Below are 15,269 nucleotides of genomic sequence, written 5' to 3' on the forward strand. Positions count from 1 at the left end.
TTAGGAGTCAGGAGTCAGGAGTCAGGAGTCAGAATGGATGGCTTTAATACCATTTTTTAGGGCGTAAATTATCTTTTTTGTCAAAGGGACATCTCATGTAAAGTCTTTTTATCGCTCTTACTATTCGTAACATTCTTTTTTCAAATTGGTATTATACACCATCTGTAGGGGCGATTTCCTAGGTCATGCTCCGCAAACGCGAATCGCCCCTACTAGATTTTGTTTTTGGCATCTTGAGATCGCTTTCTTCTGTCACCAAAGGATTTTCAACAACAGTATTTTTTGAAAGGGGAGATAAAGATTTCCAAGCTGTTTGGTAGTTGTAGTTATTGATATTATTATATTAATCTCTCACCGCTTGTTCTGCTGGAGGTCTACGAATAACGGGTTCAATATTTCTTGATTGCGGACATTCATTAAATACTATACAATCAGCAATTTTTTCAAAAAGATATCCTCCTAATATTTCACATAAAGAAGACGTAGAACCTAAGATACAAATACTGAAAAATAGGGTGATTTTGAAAGTTTTTTTCATCTGAATTAAAATAGTTGTTATGTCAACCTTGTTTACTTACAACTACAATTTAAACAGGGTATCTTTGATATTTATAAATAGAATTTTAATAGCATATTTTATATTGAAAGACCTGACAAAAATACTCTAGTCTAGTCAGTATGTTTTTTTTTGCATATTCAGAACAAAAACATAATTTTTTATGCAAGTTTCTGCATATTTTACTAATTATTCAGAAGTATTTTTATATTCAGTATAAGAAAACTTATACTTACAGCAGATTCCACCAAGCGTGAGGTACACCCATCGCGGGCAAGATGCTCGCACTGGGAAGATTTAATTCTTAATATCTGTACTTCATATACTTGGAATCTGCTGTAAAAAGTCAAATATCAAGAGCCTTGACGAGCCATGTCATCCGCCAAGAAATAAATTTCTTGGCTCAAAGCAGAAGTCATCTAAAGATGACTAAAAATAGCTAATTTATTATGGCTAATTAATGAGGCTTGATATAAAAACGTATCAGCTACTATAGTTTCAATGTAAGCATTTCCTGCGGAATGCTGCGCAAACAGCTATTAGCTGTCAGCTAGCCTCCTCCGGAGGAACTGCGGACTTCAGCAACAATACTCTCTCATATAGGAAACTGTTTAAATTAATATAGACTTTAAGGGCAAGGAAGCCAACTTTTTTAGTAAGAGAATTAATAAAGCTTTTATCGTTAACTAAAAGCAATAGCTGATGGCTGACGGCTGAATACTTACGTTTCAATACTATCAGTTTTTGTTGATTGATACTATAAATTTGTGTTGTTTTTTTTCATCTCAATACCTGTAAGCATTTCCTGCGGAATCCTGCGCAAACAGCTGTCGGCTATTAGCTAGCCTCCTATGGTTGGAACTGCGTTATCAGCTATTAATTTTGGGGAAGGTAAAAGCAACCTTTGAAATTGAGAAAGAAGAAAAATTTTCCCTACCGCGTCAATCCTTTCCTTGAAAAGAAGGGGTAATTATTAATTATTAATTGTTGAACAATTCCCAGGGAAATTAAACTTGAATAAAAAACTATCTATCTATGGAAAAAGGACAATTTGACTACATTTATCGTACTTTACTAGAAGTTGAAAAAAAAATACTGGAGTTGTACTTATCCGATAAGGATATAACACAACAAGCAATTGCTAAGTCAGTAGGATATGACCAACCTAATGTAGGAAGAAAGTTAAAGGCGATCGCTCATAAATTTAACTATTCAGAATCTAGTTTGGATTGGAAAGAATATTTAGTTAAGATATTTAGCCAATATAAACCTGATGTGGTTGATAAAGAGTTAATCAAACATTATGGTTTTTATCCAGTTTTTATGCCAGACAAACCTGAAGAACCAGACTCGCCTTTTTATATAGAACGTTATCAGATTCGACGTTGTTCTGTTGAGTCTCAATGTTACCAAGAAATAGAAAGACCTGGTTCTTTAGTCAGGATAAAAGCACCGAAGAAAATGGGTAAAACTTCTCTGATTAAAAAGATACAAAGTAAAGCAAATGAAAATAATTATATTTCTCAGTATCTGAAGTTTAATCTTTTGATTGAAGATTCAAATATCAGCAGTGTTAATAACTTTATCAAAGGGTTTAATAAAAATCTCAAAAGTCGGTTTCCAGATGTTCCAGAGGGGCCTGATTGGGATGATAATAATGCTAAAATTTCTTGTACTAAGGATTTAAAGGCACTATTACTGAAGTTACAGAAAAATTTGGTTTTAATATTAGATGAAGTGGATGAAATTTTCCAATATCCAGATATATCTAAAGATTTTTTTGCGATGTTAAGACATTGGTATGAGGAAAGTAATAATGTCAAAATTTGGGGAAATTTACGGATGGTAATTGCTTATTCTACGGAATATCACGGCACGTTAGATATTTATCAATCTCCTTTTAATGTGGGTTTACCGATAGAGTTAAAGGAGTTTGAAAAAGAAGAGGTAATTCGATTAATACTTTTACATCAACTTGACCCTAAAATAGTGACTGATTTAATGTCTATGGTGGGAGGACATCCTTATTTGATTAGGTTAGCTTTATATAAAATGTCTCAAGAAGAATTGACGATTGAAAAGTTTTTAAAGGAGGCTCCTACTGACAGTGGAATTTATCGAGACCATTTAAGTAGGCATTTGGAAACTATGGGAAAGAGGTCGAAGATTAAAACAGTTTTTCAGGAAATATTAAAGGCTAATTCTCCAGTTAGTTTTGCTGATAAAAATCGAGAGATACGTCAGTTGGAAGCTATGGGATTAATTACAATTCAAGGTAATAAAGCTGAGGTTCGTTGTGAGTTGTATCGAAAATATTTTGGGGAATTTTTAGGTTAGTTGAAAGTGGTAATTAGCAACCAATATATCTATAATTAAAGCCCTACTAAAAACAAAAAAAAATTATCGCTTATAGAATTTTTCTGTTTAATTAGGTACATCTATGATCCCCCTAAATCCCCCTTAAAAAGGGGGACTTTGAAGGCTTTCTCGGGGTAGTTTTTCAGGAAAGCCTAACTCACCTCAGAGATTACTTAGTAATTAGAGGAATTATGAAAAGTTTTTTGATACTGAATTTTGCCCCCCTAGCCCCCCAACTTTGGGGGGAACAAGAGTCAATTTGCTTCTAAAAGTCCCCCAATTTTGGGGGATTTAGGGGGCTTGGATGTAGCATAAGGGACTTCTCAGACAACCTCTTAATTCCTTATTTTATTTTGAATTAATAATGGTGCGTAACTCACCTCAGAGATTATTTGGTAATTAATTCCTTATTTTATTTTTGAATTAATAATGGTGCGTTACGGCTAGGGCCTAACGCACCCTACTGGATTGTTTCACCTAAAATAGTGCATTAGGGAGTAGGGGAGTAGGGGAGTAGGGGAGAAAGATTGTTGTTGGGTTTCGCTCCCTCAACCCAACCTACATCTATTGCAACATTTAAGATGAAACAGTCCACTACCAGACCTATATATATGGGCGTTGCTGAATACTGGGATGATTTCGCCTGACACGGGGACACGGGGACACGGGGACACGGGGATTATGGTTTCTGCTCTGTGACAAAATCATCCCGCAATTATGCAATGCCTATATATGTAGTTAAATGAGTTGAGTAGAGAAGCCGTATTTCAATTATCAATTATCCATTATCCATTATCCATTAATAATATGATTTATCGCTCTACTGGAGGAAGTTTATCAGTAGATGACCCCACTTATGTAGAGAGAAAACAAGATACAGAACTATTAGAAAAACTCCTAGAAGGAGAATATTGTTATGTATTTAATTCTCGTCAAATGGGTAAGTCTAGTTTGCGGGTAAGAATTATAGATAAATTAAGTTCTCAAGGTTGTCAATGTATCTCAATTGACATGAGTATGTTATCTGATTTTTCCATACCTAAAGAATCTTGGTATGACGGTTTTTTAACGGAACTATTTGATAAATGTGACTTGGAAAATAGTAACAATTTTCAAGAATGGATAGCTACTCATCGAAACTCAAGTAATCTTCAACGTTGGAAACTTTTTCTGGAAGAAATTTTATTTAGGAATTTTCCAAATCAGAAAATATATATTTTTCTAGACGAAATTGATACTCTGGGAAAATGTTATTTTAAAGATGAATTTTTGGGTTTTATCCGTTCTTGTTATAATCGCCGGGCTGAGAATAAAAATTCTGATTATCATCGACTAATTTTTGGGTTTTTCGGTGCGGTTACTCCAGGGGATTTAATTAAAAATAGAAGGCATACTCCTTTTAATGTTGGCTATGGAATTGAGTTGACTGAATTAACTTTTGCAGACGCAAAGGAACATTTAACTCAGGGATTAGAAGGTTATGTAGAAAAGCCGGATGTTGTTTTACGAAAAGTTTTTGATTGGACTGGTGGTCAGCCTTTTTTAACTCAGAAACTTTGTCAAATTGTTGTTGATGATCGAGATAGCCCTCGACCAAATATTGGTAAGTTAGTACAAGAACATATTTTGACTTCTTGGGAGGATAAAGATAATCCTATTCATTTAAAATATATACGGGATTATTTACTTAATGATGTTGAATTACTGAGGTTATATCAAACAATCCTCAAGCGGGGAAAAGTTAAGTTTAATAATAGTCAAGTACAAATGTCTTTAAAGTTGTCAGGTATAGTTCTGAAAAAACAAGATAAATTGATTGTTTTTAATAAGATTTATCAGAGAATTTTTAATAAAAATTGGGTTAAGGAACAGTTGGTAAATTTAGAAAATAATCTGGATTTGCCTAAACCTAAAAGATGGAGTATGACCTTTGCTATTGCTGGTTTATTATCGGTCGGAGTAATTGGTATTAGAGCTTTAGGTTGGCTCCAACCATTGGAGTTAAATCAGTTCGATTTATTAATGCGATCGCGACTTCCAGAAAAGCCAGACTCTAATATTTTAATTGTTGAAGCTACACAAGCAGATATTAACAAATTTGGTATTGGTAATGTTTTAAAGGATGAAATTTTGGCTGAAGTAATAACTAAAATAGATGCTTTTCAACCTGCAATTATTGGTTTAGATTTATGGCGGGAGAAACCTTTAGAATCTGAAGCTAATTATCGAAGGTTATTAAATATTTTGGCTAATAATCAGAAAATAATTGCTGTTTGTAGTACCAGTGAATATCGCCCTAATAAACCTGGTACTATACCTCCTGAAGGAGTGCCAAAAGAACGTTTAGGTTTTACTGATTTAGCTCTTGATAATGGTCAATTTAAAATTGTCCGTCGCCATTTAATGTTTATGGGTACCGAAGAGAAAGACCCTTGTCAAACAGGTTATTCATTAAGTGCTAGGGTGGCTTTAGATTTTTTAGCAATTAAAGGAATTAAACCAGAAAATACTCCGGAAGGAAATGTTATAATTGGTGGTGTTATTTTGAAGCGACTGAGGAAAGGAGAAGGTATTTACCAAAATTTTGATGATGGTGGGTTTCAAATTTTACTTAATTATAGAAACTCAAAACAAGTAGCTAAAACAATTACTATTTCTGATGTTTTGAATGGGGAAATTAATGATTATTTAGTAAAGGATAAAATTGTCCTGATTGGGATTACAGACCCTGCTGCTGGTGACAAGTTTTCTACTCCTTATAGTCAGGTTCAGCTTCCTAATCAAAAGCAAATGTCTGGGGTTATTTTACACGCACATCAGGTGAGTCAAATTATTAGTGCTGTTTTAGATGGAAGACCTTTAATTACTTTTTGGAGTTGGCAGGTAGAATGGTTGTGGATTTTGGCTTTGTCTATTTTGATTTGTGTGGTAAGCAGGCATTTTTTACGAGGTTTTTATTTGTTATTATTTACTGTAGAAAATATTATTGTTTTATACTTTGTTAGTTTGTTTGTTTTGAATCTGGGTATTGTGGTTCCTTTAGTGCCGTCTATTTTAGTATTAATTGTGAATGTTGCTATTTCAGTTATCAGTTATCAGTTGAACTCACTGCCCTTTCCAAGGAAGGGTGAGGGGGATTAAAAATCAGGGCTTAATAATTCAGGTTTATAATGGTATTACTTACAAAAAGTTTTTTTCGGGAAGGAAATTTATGAGATATAAACAAGTTATTATTTCTATTGTTTGTGTCTTAGGGTTATCGGTAGGGGTGACTCAATATGACAAATTAATGAATAAAAAAGATGAAAATAGCTCTTCAGACGATAGCGAATTTGAAGTCCCGCCAGAAGATAGACCGGGGAATAGAGGAGATGGAGGGGGGCGCGATCCTAATAATTCTCCTGAATTATGTCCTCAAATGGACAAGCCTCTTTTAGCTCTCGTTCCTCAGAAGAACTTCGGATACACTTTAGCGAGTCATCCTACTTTTTGGTTGTATATTCCCGGTTATAGCAAGTCTATTGATTTCACTTTGATAGATGATAAAACTGAGGACAAAATTTATCAGACTAACTTTAATGTTGAGTCAGAACGGGGAATTATTAGTTTGAAGTTACCTCCTGCTGCACCACCTTTAATGGTAGGAAAAGAATATCGTTGGTTATTTGTTTTTAACTGTGGAGATGGAACTAAGGATTTGCTTGCTGATGGAGTGGTGGCAAGGAATAAAGCTAACGATAGTTTGAGCAGTCGGTTAAATTCGGCTACAACTGTGATGGAAAAGATAGATATTTATGCCGAAAATGGTTTGTGGCATGAGACTATTACGGAGTTAGGAAACTTGCGTCGGAGTAATCCTGATGATGTAGCGATCAAGACTAAATGGAATAGTTTATTGCAGCAAAAATATATTCGTTTTGAGAACTATGATTTGACTTCAGAACCGATTCAAGATTGTTGTGATGTTGGCGGTCAGTAGAATGTGTTTCGCTGCGCCACATGAAAAGGCGCTAGCCGTAACTGAGCGAAATATATGGGGTATGTGGTGCGTTACATTTCATTAACGCACCCTACTGAACTGTGAGGGAGTGGAGGGAAGCAGTCTTTATTGTTTCATTAATTTCACAGTAATCTCGATTTTACTAATTGTTTATGCCTACCTAATTGGTAGAATTCAAGTTTTTTTCAGGAGTAAAATAAAATTATGAAAAGTAAGTATTTTGCTGTTATTGCTGGTGCTTTGTTATTGGTGGGGATAGTTACTCCAGTAGCAAAGGAAATTAAACCTGCTGTAATAGCGCAAAAGTCTGTGGAAATGCAGGAACAAGTGGAATTTGCTCTAATTCTTGCTGAGTCTCTGGAAATAGAGGAAGCAATGCAATTTGTTTTACTTCTCCAAGAGGCACAGCAGTTATCGGAAGAGGGAAAATATAGTCAAGCTATCCCACGATTAGAAAGTGCCTTAGTTGTTGTAGAAAATGCAGGTGCTTCTGAAAACTCTGTTACTGCCGTAATTATTAATGAACTAGGTATGCAGCATTATTACCAAGGGAACTACACAGAAGCCTTACCTCTATTCCAAAAGTCTTTGGCAATATTTGAGAAAACATTAGGAATCAACCATCCATGGGTTGCCAAAAGCCTCAGCAACCAGGCAGAAATTTACCGTGTCCAAGGGAACTACACAGAAGCTTTACCCCTATTCCAAAGGTCAAGAGCAATCTATGAAAAAGCATTAGGACCTAACCATCCAGAGGTCGCCACCATTCTCAACAACTTGGCAGAACTTTACCGTGTCCAAGGGAACTACACAGAAGCTTTACCCCTATTCCAAAAGTCTTTGGCAATATTCGAGAAAGTATTAGGAGCTAACGATCCAGCCGTCGCCACCAGCCTCAACAACCAGGCAGAACTGTACAGTCTTCAAGGGAAGTACACGAAAGCTTTACCTCTATTTCAAAGGTCTCTGGCAATCTATGAAAAAGCATTAGGACCTAACCATCCAGACCTTGCCCAAAGCCTCAATAATTTGGCATTGTTCTACCAAGTCCAAGGGAAGTACACGGAAGCCTTACCCCTATTTCAAAGGTCAGAGGCAATATTCGAGAAAGCATTAGGACCTGACCATCCCAACATTGCTTCTAGCCTCAACAACCAGGCAGCACTGTACAGTCTTCAAGGGAAGTACACAGAAGCCTTACTCCTATTCCAAAGGTCAAGGGCAATCTATGAAAAAGCATTAGGACCTGACCATCCAAATGTTGCTGCCAGCCTCAGCAACCAGGCAGAACTGTACAGTCTTCAAGGCAACTATACAGAAGCTTTACCTCTATTCCAAAAGTCTCTGGCAATCTATGAAAAAGCATTAGGAACTGACCATCCATGGGTTGCTGCCAGCCTCAACAACCTGGCAGTACTATACCGTGATCAAGGGAACTACACAGAGGCTTTACCCCTATTCCAAAGGTCAAGGGCAATATTAGACAAAGCATTAGGAAGTGACTATCCAGACGTTGCTACTAGCTTTAGCAACCAGTCATTATTGTATCTTGCCCAAGGAAACACAACCAGTGCTATCGAATATCTTACCCAGGGAATGAAAGTACAAGAAATCGCCCTCACTTCCTTCCTCGCCACAGGTTCGGAAAGCCAAAAACAAGCTGCCGTGAGAAAGCTCTCACCTACAACTTACATCGCAATATCCCTACACCTCCAATACGCACCTACTAACCAAAAAGCAGGTAACCTCGCTCTCAGAACCATCCTCCGGCAAAAGGGTCGTATTCTCGACTTCACTACTGACTCCCTCCAAGCCATCCGCAACAACCTCACCCCAGACAATCAAAAACTCCTTGATGACCTGACTAGCACTTACACTCAACTAGCAAATCTGTATTACAAAAAAACTGACAATAATACCCCAGAATACCGTCAACAATTAAACATCCTCAAACGTAAAGCAGAAAAATTAGAAGCAGACCTTTCTCTTGCCAGTGTAGAATTCAGGAAAATTTCTCAGCCAGTAACTATTGAAGCAGTACAAAAATTAATTCCTACTGATGCAGCATTAGTAGAAATAATGCAGTACAAACCTGCTGATGCTAAAGCTAAACCAGGGGAAAGATTTGGAAAACCCCACTATGCAGCCTACATCCTCCATTCCACAGGCGCACCCCAATGGGTAGACCTGGGAGCAGCAGAACCCATCCACAAAGCGATCACCGCATTTCGCAATACTTTATTCTTAGAGCAAGACAAACAAAGCAGATTAAGAATAGATCGAGAATTCAGAGAAAAAAAAATTGCCGAAACCAAAGCAAGCGCCCGCACCTTAGATAAATTAGTCATGGCATCCATCCGCCAAAAACTCGGCAACGCCAAACACATCCTCCTCTCCCCAGACTCCCAACTAAACCTCGTTCCCTTTGCTGCTCTGGTAGATGAAAACAACCAATACCTAGTCGAAAATTATACCATCACCTACCTCACGAGCGGACGAGACCTGATCCGTCTTGACCTAGACTTCCCCAGTAAACAACCACCTATGATAGTTGCAGCTCCCATCTACGATAAACCAGGTAAACCGACTTCAGAGCCACTTGCCACCAATAATAACCGCAGCAGCAACCAACGCTCTCCAGATATAGACAACTTGAAGTTCGGCCCCTTATATAAAATCGAAGCAGAAGGAAAAGCTATTGCAGAAATGTTGCCAAACGAGATTTTGTTAACGGGACAAGAAGCTACGGAAAACGCTATCAAACAAGTAAAATCTCCAGAAATACTGCATATTGCTACCCACGGTTTCTTTCGCGAACCCAAAGATGAAGAAACTTCCCCTCCTTTAGATTCGAGCAGAGATAATTTTATACTTGAGTCTGATTTGGGTATTCAAGGATTACTATATGCACCAGTAGAAAACCTACTACTGCGTTCCGGTATAGCTTTAGCAGGTGCAAATATTCGGCAAAGTGGTACAGAAGATGGGATAATGACAGCCTTGGAAATTGCAAATTTGAACTTAACAGGTACTAAATTAGTAGTATTGTCTGCTTGTGAGACAGGAGTAGGAGAAGCGAAAGTAGGAGAAGGAGTATATGGGTTGCGTCGAGCGTTAGGTATTGCTGGTAGTGAAAGTCAACTAATTAGTCTATGGGTAGTAGCTGATTTTGAGACCAAACAGTTGATGATCGACTATTATCAGCGGGTGTTGAATAATCAGGAGGGGCGTTCCGAGGCGTTACGACAGGTGCAGTTAGGGATGTTGGGCGATCGTATTTATCAACATCCCTATTATTGGGCATCGTTTATGCCTTCGGGAGAATGGGAAGGGATGGGAATTTAGAATTTAGAATTTAGAATTCAGAATTTAGAAGTAATGTTATATCATGTCCGGATAATCAGTGATAAAAAACCTTTTTCCCTTCTAACCTTTTCTTCCCTCCTGCCTCCTGCCTCCTGCCTTCCTGACTCTAAAGTGTAAGTATTCAACCGGACATAATGTTATGTCTCATTAAATAACTGTAATAAACAATCTTTATCCAACCTGGTAGGGACGTTGCATGCAACGTCCCTACATTTATAACTCCCATTCCTCCTGACCAAAAAATAAGGTCTCAAGCCTCCCCTTTCAAGGGGATAAAAAAAAATAAATTTCAGTATTTCAAGCCTCTGGTTTTCCTGCGGAATGCTGCGCAAACAGCCAGAGGAACTGATAACTGATAACTGATAACTGATAACTGAAATGACTCCTACCCTCATATTTAGATTTTTTTTTGCATTTTGTAGTAAAATGTCAAAGTATATTGTTATTTGATCTAATACCAAAAAAATTTATGAGTGAAACACAAAATAATCAAAAGTCTTCAACCCCAGTTGTAGATTCTGAAGCTAAGGTATCAAGTCAAAATGAACATCCTACTAGAACACCACCTTGGGGTACAGTCACGATGTTGGAAGAAGGTCCACGTTATAAAATTAATCGTATAGAAGTCAAACCGAAACATTATATTACCACCCAAATGCACTATCATCGTAGTGAACATTGGATTGTGGTTTCTGGTACTGCTAAAGTCGTTTTTGATGGTACAGAACATTTGCTCTTGCAAAAACAATCAACTTATGTTCCACCAAATACAGCACATCGTGTAGAAAATCCTGGTACAATTCCTCTAGTAATGATTGAAATTCAAAATGGGGAATATCTTGGGGAAGATGATATTACTCGTTTTCCAGAATCTGATAAAAAAGTATCTTCAAAGTAGGCGATCGCTCATAGCAGTTTTTACTAAGAAAGGCAGAAGGCAGAAGGGTGAGCTTTGCTATTTACCGCAAAATAGTGGTCTAAAGCCTCCCCTTTTAAGAGGATAAAAAAAAGAGGATACTCTATATTTCAAGCCTCCTTATTGCAGAGGTACTGATAACTGATAACTGAAATGACAGCACTTCCCATTGTTATAAGGTACACCCACGCGGGCAAGATGCCCGCACTACATAATTTTCACCATTTATATCATGTCCGGATAAGAGCGTGATGAAAAACTTATCATGAGTGCTTCAACAGTAAATCTTTCTATTTTCCCTACTCCCCTACTCCCCCACTCCCCCACTCCCTTACTCCCCTTAACCTTTGGCAAAATTGTGAGTATATAAAGCACTCCGTGGCAAAACACGCTGCACTTCTTCGACTGTAGTTATCCCCTGAGTTACTTTTTCAACGGCAGCAGTTTGGAAAGAAACAAAACCATTTTGCTTCAAATAACGATGTAACTGAGTTATCGTACCTTCATAAATTAACTCGCGAACCCGTTCGTCTACATCCAATAATTCTACAATTGCTTCTCTACCAGAATAGCCAGAATTAAAACAATTAGAGCAACCCCGACCAATACGCCATTTTCCCTGAATTTCATGTTCTATACTCGGAGTAACAGCAGATATAGTTTGCCTCCCATTACCATTATTCAAAGCAGGAGCATAAGCAGATAGACTTTTGCTAACAGCAAAACTCATAGAAGGTAATACTTGTGGCTGCTCTAAACCTAATATTTGTAAATCAGCTTTTGTGGGAGTATAAGCTTCTCCACAATGGGGACAAATTTTTCGCACTAATCTTTGTGCAACAATACCCAATAGTGCATCACTCATTAAAGCAGGATCGAGACCGATATCCTTTAATCGAGGAATTGCCCCTATGGCATCATTAGTATGGAGAGTAGTCAAGACTAAGTGACCAGTTAATGCAGCTCTTACTGCTGTATCTGCCGTTTCGCGATCGCGTATTTCTCCCATCATAATAATATCAGGGTCTTGACGCAAAATTGCCCGTAGGCCAGCGGCAAAAGTCATTCCTGCTCTTTCATTTACCTGAGTTTGAGTAATTCCAGGTAATACATATTCTACTGGATCTTCAACAGTAACTACATTAACGTTTTCTGTTGCTACTGATAACAAACTGGTGTATAGGGTGCTTGTTTTCCCAGAACCAGTAGGACCTGTAAAAATAATTATTCCCTGTGGTTGATGCAACCAACTTTTGTAGACATTCAAACTCCGCTCAGAAAATCCCAATTTATCCAAACTAGAAAAAGGATTTTTGGAAGTTAGTAACCTAATTACAGCTTTTTCTCCACCAACGCAGGGAAGGGTACTGACTCGTAAATCTAGTCCTATATTAGAATCATCCTCTCCTACATATTGTTCGCTAATTCTCCCATCTTGAGGACATCTACTTTCAGCGATATCCATATTACACATGACCTTGATAGCAACTACTACTCGACGACCAATATCTGCTGGTAAGGTAGTAATATTTCTGAGGATGCCATCAATACGGTAACGTACTCGTAGACCATTTCCAGTTGGTTCAAGATGGATGTCACTAGCACGGTTACGCAAAGCACCGGAAATGATTGTTTTTATTCGACCAATTTGGTCTGCTGCTTGGGAAAGATATAATTCTGTGGTGGCACTGACATCTTCTTCTTCTAGCTCTCCAGTTAAAGGATTAATTAACTGATTTCCAGAAATAGAGTGGGGGTCTATTTTTTCTCTATGATACCAGGCGCTATAGCTTTTTTCTGCGATAAAAATAATTTTGATGTCAGAAAAAGTACGATCGCTCATATTTTTCATTTCATCAGCACATATTTCTATAGGGGAGGCTAAGTAATAACAGTTACGCCATAAAAGTAGGGGAATAACTGGTGGTAATTCTTTTCGATCTGGAAATTCTCTAAAGAAACGATATGCTACTTCTTTATCAAGTAGTTGTAGATTTACTATTCCTCGTTTATCTACTAAATTTTCCAATGCTTGTTGGCAAGTTATTTCACGATTTCTTAATAGCTGCCAAGCTGATAGAACAGAAGTTGATGTAGTCATAGTCAATTAATTAGAAATGATTATTAATCATATTGCATGAAGTAGAAAATATTTTTTGTTCTCCTCCAACTTCTGAGACTAACACTGTTGTGATTAAATGAAAACCCTTTTATGGTTTTGGTCTTGTGCAGGAGTCTTGAAAAAGGTTTGGTAGAAAATATTCTGGAAAAAGTGAAAGATTATAGGGAACTAGAAAGCTTAAAAATAACATAAACTTAATATAATAAATCGATAACTATTGTTTTAACTAAGACTTGAATTTCTGTATATATTTATACAAATAATTTATTGTTTAAAAACGGCATGAATGTTGTATAATAGAATATCTTAAACCAGTCTCGTGCTTCTCTTCTTTTCAGATATATTTTTACTTTTTAAAGGGGGTGATTAACTGTTGAATGAAAATTGTAAAAGCGTAGTTGCTATTTGTAGGAAAGTGTTGTAATATTAAACAGGTAATAACTTAAGATGAATTTGATTCGGGTGAATGCGACTTGTTGACAGACATATTATTAACCGAACACATCAGTATTGGCGGGTGTGTGATGAGTTAGCCTTTAAGTCAAAAAACTTGTACAACCTGGCTAACTATTATTGTCGTCAGCATTTTTTCAAGTGTGGAAAAAGTCTAGATTTAACCAAGTTATACCACGCCACCAAAAATAGCGATGCCTACAGAGCATTACCAACTAAAGTATCAAAACAAATAATAAAATGCCTAGTTGCAACTTGGCGTGGTTATTTTCAAGCTATAAAAGAATGGTCACGCACATCCAGGGAAGTTTTTAGGTAAACCTAAAATACCAAAGTATAAGGACAAAACCAAAGGTAGAAATGTAGTTATATATTCAAAGGAATCAGTCTATAAAGCCCCTCTTTTAGATGGTATTTGTCACTTATCCATGAGTGAAATCATGCATACCTGTAGTTGTGGATACTGTAATCGAAGTCAGGATAGTACCTGCTACTAGCTGCTATATAATTGAAGTAGTCTATGAAAAAACGAATCAGCCACAAATACATTCAACATATGTAGCCGGAATAGACTTAGGAATTGACCGGTTAGTAGCTCTATCTACAAATAAGCCTGGTGCCAAACCACTGCTGATTAACGGGAAGCCACTAAAAAGCGTCAATCAACTATATAACAAGCGTAAAGCTAAGTACCAAAGTCACCTCAAAGGCAACAGAAAAACCAGTCGGATATATTGAAGCATTAAGTTATCATAGAAATCGTTTTGTGGAGAATTATCTGCATAACACCAGTAAATTAGTGGTTGAGTACTTAACCACAAATAATATTGGTTCTCTTGTTATTGGAAAAAATGATAACTGGAAACAAGGTGCAAACATCGGTAAAAAAAACAATCAAAACTTTACCCAAATACCCCACTCAAAGCTAATTCAACAGATAACTTATAAATGTCAACTGGTTGGGATCAAAGTCATTGAAACAGCAAGATTGTTACACGAGTAAAACATCTGCTATTGACTTAGAAGAACCAATATGCTATTGAATTCTATGTAGGTAAACGAGTCAAGCGTGGCTTATTCAGAAGTGGAACTGGTATAGTCATTAATGCCGATGTTAATGGCAGTCTTCAGATATAAGATAAGAAATTCCCAGAGGCATTTACAGCCGAGGGAATAGTGAGCTGTGCCGAGAGCGCCAGTATTGGTTAATCCAATATCAAGATATTAAGCTCAGATCGATTTTCTACAGTTTAGTTCGTACGGTATAGAACTGAATTTATCTCAACGTTGGCATTTATACCCGCGCTCTCCCGTAGGGGAGCGAAGGGATGGGAATGCCAATCAATAAGAGCGGTTTTACGAATAATCTGTTTAGAATGTAAATGTTGAAAAGTAGGTAGTAGATGGTTGAAAAAGCGTACAAATTTAGATTTTACCCAACTCCGGAGCAGGAAAGTCGGCTCTTGAGAACTTTGGGCTGTGTACGTTTAGTCTACAA

At 37.1% G+C, this 15,269-nt stretch carries 11 protein-coding genes; 9 read left to right on the top strand and 2 right to left on the bottom strand.

Annotated elements, in window-relative coordinates:
• Nucleotides 1-343: 343 nt before the first annotated feature.
• Nucleotides 344-538 carry a hypothetical protein gene (locus F6K54_RS25120; RefSeq protein WP_293083486.1) on the bottom strand — a complete coding sequence of 65 codons (195 nt, stop codon included), beginning with the start codon at nt 536-538 and terminating at the stop codon, nt 344-346.
• Nucleotides 539-1,591: 1,053 nt separating this feature from the next.
• Between F6K54_RS25120 and F6K54_RS25125 the strand changes: the two genes are divergently transcribed.
• From F6K54_RS25125 to F6K54_RS25145, 5 genes are all read left to right on the top strand, one after another.
• The gene (locus F6K54_RS25125; RefSeq protein WP_293083489.1) at nt 1,592-2,893 is read left to right on the top strand and encodes an AAA-like domain-containing protein; all 1,302 of its coding nucleotides are present in this window, start codon (nt 1,592-1,594) and stop codon (nt 2,891-2,893) included.
• Nucleotides 2,894-3,661: 768 nt separating this feature from the next.
• Nucleotides 3,662-6,055 carry a CHASE2 domain-containing protein gene (locus tag F6K54_RS25130; protein WP_293083492.1) on the top strand — a complete coding sequence of 798 codons (2,394 nt, stop codon included), beginning with the start codon at nt 3,662-3,664 and terminating at the stop codon, nt 6,053-6,055.
• A 70-nt stretch (nt 6,056-6,125) separates the two neighbouring features.
• A complete protein-coding gene (locus F6K54_RS25135; RefSeq protein WP_293083494.1) occupies nt 6,126-6,893 on the top strand; it encodes a DUF928 domain-containing protein in 768 nt (255 codons plus the stop codon).
• 225 nt (nt 6,894-7,118) lie between these two features.
• Nucleotides 7,119-10,259, top strand: a complete 3,141-nt coding sequence (locus F6K54_RS25140; RefSeq protein WP_293083497.1) for a CHAT domain-containing tetratricopeptide repeat protein — start codon at nt 7,119-7,121, stop codon at nt 10,257-10,259.
• 490 nt (nt 10,260-10,749) lie between these two features.
• On the top strand, nt 10,750-11,178 hold the full coding sequence (locus tag F6K54_RS25145; protein ID WP_293083499.1) for a phosphomannose isomerase type II C-terminal cupin domain: 429 nt from the start codon (nt 10,750-10,752) through the stop codon (nt 11,176-11,178).
• A 358-nt stretch (nt 11,179-11,536) separates the two neighbouring features.
• Here the strand turns inward: F6K54_RS25145 and F6K54_RS25150 are convergent, their stop codons facing one another.
• The gene (locus F6K54_RS25150; RefSeq protein ID WP_293083502.1) at nt 11,537-13,297 is read right to left on the bottom strand and encodes a GspE/PulE family protein; all 1,761 of its coding nucleotides are present in this window, start codon (nt 13,295-13,297) and stop codon (nt 11,537-11,539) included.
• A 487-nt stretch (nt 13,298-13,784) separates the two neighbouring features.
• Here F6K54_RS25150 and F6K54_RS25155 point away from each other — a divergent pair, with 487 nt between their 5' ends.
• The 4 genes from F6K54_RS25155 to F6K54_RS25170 all read left to right on the top strand — a co-directional run.
• Nucleotides 13,785-14,090 (top strand): transposase, encoded by a 306-nt coding sequence (locus F6K54_RS25155; RefSeq protein ID WP_293083505.1) that lies wholly within the window; start codon nt 13,785-13,787, stop codon nt 14,088-14,090.
• Between the two features lie 113 nt (nt 14,091-14,203).
• Nucleotides 14,204-14,509 (top strand): transposase, encoded by a 306-nt coding sequence (locus F6K54_RS25160; RefSeq protein WP_293083506.1) that lies wholly within the window; start codon nt 14,204-14,206, stop codon nt 14,507-14,509.
• 28 nt (nt 14,510-14,537) lie between these two features.
• The gene (locus tag F6K54_RS25165; protein WP_293083508.1) at nt 14,538-14,774 is read left to right on the top strand and encodes an IS200/IS605 family accessory protein TnpB-related protein; all 237 of its coding nucleotides are present in this window, start codon (nt 14,538-14,540) and stop codon (nt 14,772-14,774) included.
• Between the two features lie 400 nt (nt 14,775-15,174).
• A partial coding sequence (locus tag F6K54_RS25170) for a helix-turn-helix domain-containing protein (RefSeq protein WP_293083510.1) occupies nt 15,175-15,269 on the top strand: 95 nt, incomplete at its 3' end.

This window comes from Okeania sp. SIO3B5 (genome assembly GCF_010692555.1).
GTDB lineage: Bacteria > Cyanobacteriota > Cyanobacteriia > Cyanobacteriales > Microcoleaceae > Okeania.